Below are 6,115 nucleotides of genomic sequence, written 5' to 3'. Positions count from 1 at the left end.
ATTTAGGCGAAATCGGCCGAATTGACTTGCTGTCAATGAGGATATTTCAACGACAAACTGGCAAAATTGAATGCTGCCTTTCGGGTTGGATGCAAAACAGGCAGCTTCAGCGTCGAAAAGCCTCACCGATATGAAAATCGCTTTCGTTTCTCTCCTCAAATCAGTCTATTTTGCACCCAATCCAGACCTTTTCTCAATTCAGTCCAGACCCTAGATTTTGAGGGTGAGTTTTTGGTGTTGGAGATGGGGTCGATTACTTGTCCGCTATTTCAGGGGCGGCGGGGTGGCATGTCCGGTTTAATCAAACAGTATCCCAAAGTCAGTTTCGCAGTGCTTTATGTGCGCGAGGCACACCCAGGCAGTAGCATTGGCGCACACAAGGATTTCGTTGAGAAAAAAGCCCGCGCGAATAAGCTCGTGAACGACGGGGAGGGGCGGCGTATTTTGGTCGATGATGTTGAAGGCACGGTGCATAGTGCTTATGGATCTTATCCGAACGCGGTGTTTATCATCAACAAAAACGGGTGTGTTGTGTTTCGCTCAGACTGGAACATCCCCACGGCTACGGGGCGAGCGATTGAATTGTTGCTTAGCGGCAAACCTGCACATGTAAAAAGCTATTTCCGGCCTGCACGCCTAGACATTGTGATCAAAACCTTGCGTGCAAGTGGCAAGGGCTCGGTTGGGGACTTTCTCAAGGGCCTGCCCATGCTGATCTGGAAGAACCTTATTCGCCGCAATTTTTTGTTGCTGTTAAACCGGGAGCCTCAAATTCGCCCAGATAGTGATTGTTAATGGCTGGTGTTTTGAGGGGGATGAAAATGGGCATATTGCGACACACATTTATGGTTATCGTGGTGATGTTTGGTTTGTTGCCCAGCATGGCCTATAGCGCTTCGATTGAGGCGAAATGGTTTTTGCATCCTTTTGGGGAAATGCGCGCCTATTTTGGCGATTTTTTGGCTGTGTGCGATCAGCAAGGTTTTCAAAATTGTCGGATCATCCAAAATGGGATTGGGCCAGACGCAAATTCGGATGGCAATCTTGTTGCGCCAGCAAAGGGTGTTTTTGGGAACACACGTTTGGCGATCCAACAAAATTATGATGCAAACAATGCTTTAATTTACACGTTGGAAATTTTTTCCACCCTACTTCCTAATGTGCCCAAAGGACCGATGACGTTGTCAATTGATGGGGAAGTGTTTCAACTCAAAAATGATGATTGGCAGGCGGGAAGCCCGGAAGGGTATAATGTTGCACAGACTTTTTCGGTTACGGACCCATCGCTCAACGCCCGTCTTGTAGCGGCAATGAAAAAGGGCAACCGACTGCGTGTGTTGCACGATGGCTGGACAGAAACTCGATTTCAGTTACGTGGCATTACCCGTGCACTTGCGGCCATTGAATTGCGTGAATTTCACTAGGGTCTGGACTGAATGGCGCAGCGATAGCTGTTGCAAGATGTGCGGCTCATATTCAGGCAGATGCCGCCGCCAAATCCCCAATATATGTTAGACCGCAGGTCGCGTCCAATATGAGATGGGCGGGATTGCATCAGCGTTTGGCGTCTATATGTTGCCATTCTGGTTGGTTTTATCCAATGGTTGCTCAATGGCGGCGGTTTGGACAGTGGAAATAGTAGCTGGCTGAGCCGTTTCATCGCGCGGCAGCGACGTCGCGGCGCTTGATTTTGACATTGTGCGCTGCGGCGCTTTCCATTCAAACATGTCGAGTTTTCCGGTGAGTGGCGACGTTGCTTCCCACTCATTGGCGCTGATACCATCCGCAATCCAAGTGAGGTCTGGTTGCGCGGAAATGGCCTTGCCAAGCCAGGCGCGGGCTTTGCCTTGATCGCCAGTTTGGCCCTGCTCAATTTGCGCCATTAGCGCGCAAGTGGATTGCGTTGGGTTGATGTCGATCAAATGGCTCAGCGCAGCGCGGGCCAAATCCCATTCGTGGGCCTCGATAGCGGCTGTGGCCAAAACAATTTGCGCGTCAATATTGTTGGTGACTTCGGACACAAGGCTTTTGGTGCGTTTGAGGCGCTCAACTGCCGACGCGCCGGGTTGGGCGTTGGCGTAAAGCATTGCCACATGGGGATGCGGATCAGCACGCCAAACGCGCCGCAGCAAGCCGGATGCTTTGCGCGCCTCACCGCGGTTGATATATATCCGTGCAGCGATTAGGGCCGCAGGCACGAATTCGGGGATGCGTTTGAGGGCATCATTGGCGAATTGAATGGCTTTGTCTGGATCAGTTTCTTCAATCTGTTTGGCAATTGCGGTGCGCAATATGCCGTCCATGCGTTTGATTTTGGCGCGGTCGGCGCGGCTTGTTGGCATATTCGTTAAATGTTCAAGCGCTTCTTCAAATCGCTCGTTCTTGGTGAGGTCATTGAAAACAGCGTCGTTTGCCCAATCAAGTTTTGGCGCAAGGGTGATGGCTTTTTGTGCGAATTTTAGCGCGGTATCATTGCGGCCCTGGTGGCGCGCTTGTTCGTACAGCCCGGATAGGGCGGCAATCGCTGTGTCTGGGTTGGCGATCATTTCGCGATATTGGTCACGTGCGTCATTCCAGTCGCCAAGTTTCACGCTGGCTTGTGCTTCAAGCAATTGGGCGGCGCTGTTGCCGCCCAGTTTTACACGGGCTTCGCGGGCAAGTTGTTTGGCGCGAGCTGGGTCACCTGTTTGCAAAGCAATGATGGCATTGGACAGTGCATCCACCCCACGATTGTGCTTTCGGTTGGCGGCGGCGCGGGAAAACAGGGCAGGAATACCAAAGATGCGGCGCAAGATTGCCCAGACGACAATGGTGAGCAGCATCAACAGGATCAGACCAAAAATGGTCAAGCCAAGGCCTGGGCGCATTTGATAACCAAATGCTTCAACCGTGACGTTGCCGGGCAGCGCAATGATCCAGCTTGCCCCAAGGGCAACGGCAAGCGAAAGGGCGACGACAAGGAACATCCGGATCATTGAGTAGCTCCTTGGTCGGCGGTAGCGAGTTGGAGTGTCAGTTTTTTGGCTTGGTCTAACAAAGCGCTTGCCTGCTTTGTCGAATTAAGTCTGTCGCCAAACTCACTTGCCGTAACCAGCAAATCAGCGGGCAATTGATCAAATGCACCAGATGCAGCGGTCAAGTCGCCTTGCTCAAGCGCTATCTCTACACGCGCGACGATTGCCAGCGGATCGTTACCAGATTGATCAAGCGGGCGCAGGCCAATAGCGGATTTTGCTTGTGCGATCAACTTGTCATACCACGCGGCATCGGCTGGCAAGTTTGCATCCGAACTTATCAAAGCTGGTATCAATTCAACAAATTCACTGTGCAAGGCGGCGCTGGTCGTAACACCAGTGCTTGCTGCCATGTTCTGCGCATCTGTTGACTGCAAATCTGGTAGGATTGTTTGTGCGGTGGTTAAATAATTGTCGAACGGCGCACCGGAGCTGATCGCATCGCCCCATGCATTGAGGATCAACGGCAAGTTTGTCGAAGTCGGCAAAGTTACAGGTGCGGGCTGCGCATCAACTTTGGTTGTGAGTGCGGTTAGGGCTTGCGATAGTTTTGCGATTTGTATTTTTAGGTCATTCAATGACGCCACGTTCAAATTTTGATTGAGGGCAAGCGTAGTCACTTTTGCAATTGTTGCCTCGAGCTTTTGATTCTGCTCGAATTGTGCTTCTAGCGCTTGAGTATTGTCCGGAGACAGTTCCAAAATGGACGCCTTCACGCCCGCAATTTCACTTTGCAACTGCGTTAGAAGTGCTGGATCAACGAATGGATTGTCGATTGGTAAATCACTTGCGCTGGTGGCCGGCAATTCTGATTCAATAGTGTTGATTCTGTCAGCCAATATATTGAGCTGCGCGTTGAGCGTGTTCACCGCGTCACTAGTGCTTAAAGTATCCAACTGTTCTTGGGTAACAAAGGAACTCAGATCCGATTTTGGTGCATTTTCTAGGTCGTAAACCCGTTTTTGCAGGGCTTCCATGCTTGTGCTGAAACGCACACTGGGCACGCCTTTTTCAAACGGGGCAATGCCATTGAATGCCATGAAGCTGGTGGCGCCGGTGCCAAGGGCCGCGCCCAACAGAGTTACACCAATCAGGCTTGCCACAATTGGGGGGGTAAAAGCGCGGCCGGATTGGGGTTGGTCGGGCTTGGTCGATTTTGCTGTTGTGGAAGGGGCCTGTGGCTTTGGTACGCCTGATGGTGCGCTGCGCTTAGTCGTTGACAGCTTTGCTGCGGCTGGCTTTGCGCTTGGTGCAACAGATGGTTTTTCGTTGGCGGTTTTGGCTGTGGGCTTCGCATCGATAATTGGAGGCTTTACAGGGCCTTTTTGCTTGTCATCTGCCATAAATATTATCCCTTGTGCCGCAAAGATGGGGCCAAACTATTTTAAGCCTAGTTAGGCTGATTTGCCATCAGACAAAATGTCAATTTGTGCAAAAAGTGCATTTTCATTGGGTTGATCGGCAAAGCGCCCAAATTGCGCGCCAGATGTTTGTAATGTGTGCCAAATAGATGGCGACAAACAAATGAAATTCAATATTGAAATATCAATTTGGTTATCCCGGCAAAGCGCGACAAAATGTTCTGCGGCTCTTTGTGAATACAGCAAAACGTCATCAATCACGCCTTCTTTAAGTTGTTTGATCACCGGGTTGGGCAGCGTTTTGGCGGCGATCATTTCGTAGACGGGGGTCACTTCAATCGTAACTTCGGTCCCAGCAAATGCATTCTCAATGTCTGGTTTTCGATCGATCGCGCAGGGGTAAAAATAGGTGCCGCCAAGCCCCATTTTTTTGATCATGGCGATCAGGTCTTGCACGTCGCCTTTGGTATTGATGACGTTGTGAAAGCCATTATTTTCAGCCACCTGGGCTGTCGTATCGCCGACGGTAAAACAAGGTAACAGTTGATGGCCGATTTCAAGCTCGGTTGATAGTACAGATTTTACGGCGTTGGCAGATGTAAAAATTGTCGCCACCATATTGTGCGGCGAAGGCACATCAAACGGCAAAATGCGTTTGGAAAAGAGCGGCGCGGCCATTGGTTGATGCCCCATATCGATCAGGGACGCGACGGTTTTTTGACCGCCGGGGAAGGGGCGTGTGACCAATAGAATTTTGCCGCTCATTACCTCACCTCAAAGCTTTCAAGGAATTTTTCACCCGCTTGTTGGCGCAAAATCTCTGCCAAATGCTGGCCGATTTGTGCGCAATCAGCAACATGTCCTGTTACTTCGCCCTCAAAAGCGGTTTGTCCATCGATTGACAGGAGTTGACCGATGACCTTCATGTCATCGCCGTCAATCTCGGTGTGCGCCCCAATTGGGGTCCGGCAGGACCCGTCGAGGCCATGCAAAAAGTGGCGTTCGGCCACCAAAGCGGCGGCGGTGCCGGCGTGGTTAAGCTGGGCGATCAGTTCGCGGGTGCGGGTGTCGCCTGTTCGGGTTTCAATGGCAATCGCACCTTGCGCGGGGGCGGGCATGAAAATGGTGGGGTCGATCAATTGCTTGGCGATATGGGTTTGGTTGAGCCGTCTTAAACCAGCATAAGCCAGCAATGTTGCATCGGCGACGCCTGTTTCAAGCTTTTTCATCCGGGTTTGCACATTGCCGCGAAACTCAACAATGTTGAGGTCTGGGCGTTTGCGCAACATTTGCGCGGCTCGGCGCAAGGAAGATGTGCCAAACACAGCCCCCTCGGGCAGGTCGTCGATTGATTTGTAATTTAGGGATACAAAGGCGTCGCGCACATCTTCGCGTTTTAAGAATGCATATAGGCCCAAGCCGTCTGGCAATTGGGTGGCGACATCTTTTGCGGAGTGCACGCCAATATCGATACGGTCCTCAAGCAATGCCATTTCGATTTCTTTGGTGAACAGGCCCTTGCCGCCGACTTCGGACAATGGGCGATCTTGGATAATATCGCCAGAGGTTTTGATGACCTCAATCACGATCTCTTTGGTGTCCACAGAGTGGAACTTTGTGAGCTTACTTTGTACCAGTTTTGCTTGGGCGAGGGCGAGCAAAGAACCACGGGTGCCGATACGTAAAAATGGCTTATTGTGTTGATTTGTTTGCAATGGGCTTTCCACTTGATGTAGGCAA

6 protein-coding genes are annotated in these 6,115 nt (G+C 51.2%); 2 read left to right on the top strand and 4 right to left on the bottom strand.

Annotated elements, in window-relative coordinates:
• Nucleotides 1-66 precede the first annotated feature (66 nt).
• Both ACJAZW_RS05490 and ACJAZW_RS05485 read left to right on the top strand, forming a co-directional pair.
• The gene (locus ACJAZW_RS05490; protein ID WP_415155874.1) at nucleotides 67-795 is read left to right on the top strand and encodes a deiodinase-like protein; all 729 of its coding nucleotides are present in this window, start codon (nucleotides 67-69) and stop codon (nucleotides 793-795) included.
• Between the two features lie 26 nt (nucleotides 796-821).
• Nucleotides 822-1,424, top strand: coding sequence for a hypothetical protein (locus ACJAZW_RS05485; RefSeq protein ID WP_415155873.1), 603 nt, complete (start codon nucleotides 822-824; stop codon nucleotides 1,422-1,424).
• A 144-nt stretch (nucleotides 1,425-1,568) separates the two neighbouring features.
• Here the strand turns inward: ACJAZW_RS05485 and ACJAZW_RS05480 are convergent, their stop codons facing one another.
• Genes ACJAZW_RS05480 through hemC form a run of 4 tightly spaced genes read right to left on the bottom strand, consistent with a single transcriptional unit; the run spans nucleotide 1,569 to nucleotide 6,090 of the window.
• Nucleotides 1,569-2,975 carry a heme biosynthesis protein HemY gene (locus ACJAZW_RS05480; protein WP_415155872.1) on the bottom strand — a complete coding sequence of 469 codons (1,407 nt, stop codon included), beginning with the start codon at nucleotides 2,973-2,975 and terminating at the stop codon, nucleotides 1,569-1,571.
• Nucleotides 2,972-4,357 carry a COG4223 family protein gene (locus ACJAZW_RS05475; RefSeq protein WP_415155871.1) on the bottom strand — a complete coding sequence of 462 codons (1,386 nt, stop codon included), beginning with the start codon at nucleotides 4,355-4,357 and terminating at the stop codon, nucleotides 2,972-2,974. Before ACJAZW_RS05475 ends, ACJAZW_RS05480 begins: the two co-directional genes overlap by 4 nt.
• Nucleotides 4,358-4,408: 51 nt before the next feature.
• Complete coding sequence (locus tag ACJAZW_RS05470; RefSeq protein ID WP_415155870.1) at nucleotides 4,409-5,140, bottom strand: uroporphyrinogen-III synthase; 732 nt, start codon at nucleotides 5,138-5,140, stop codon at nucleotides 4,409-4,411.
• A complete protein-coding gene (hemC, locus tag ACJAZW_RS05465; protein ID WP_415155869.1) occupies nucleotides 5,140-6,090 on the bottom strand; it encodes a hydroxymethylbilane synthase in 951 nt (316 codons plus the stop codon). The genes ACJAZW_RS05470 and hemC overlap by 1 nt, the downstream gene beginning before the upstream one ends.
• Between the last annotated feature and the right edge of the window lie 25 nt (nucleotides 6,091-6,115).

This window comes from Maritalea sp. (assembly GCF_047634455.1).
Taxonomy (GTDB): Bacteria; Pseudomonadota; Alphaproteobacteria; order Rhizobiales; family Devosiaceae; genus Maritalea.
This window is presented reverse-complemented; position numbering and strand designations above follow the sequence as displayed.

Bases quoted from the DNA above. Each gene is read 5' to 3' on its own strand.
- ACJAZW_RS05485 (WP_415155873.1), top strand. From the start codon at position 822: ATGGGCATATTGCGACACACATTTATGGTTATCGTGGTGATGTTTGGT.
- ACJAZW_RS05480 (WP_415155872.1), bottom strand. From the start codon at position 2,975: ATGATCCGGATGTTCCTTGTCGTCGCCCTTTCGCTTGCCGTTGCCCTT.
- ACJAZW_RS05475 (WP_415155871.1), bottom strand. From the start codon at position 4,357: ATGGCAGATGACAAGCAAAAAGGCCCTGTAAAGCCTCCAATTATCGAT.
- ACJAZW_RS05470 (WP_415155870.1), bottom strand. From the start codon at position 5,140: ATGAGCGGCAAAATTCTATTGGTCACACGCCCCTTCCCCGGCGGTCAA.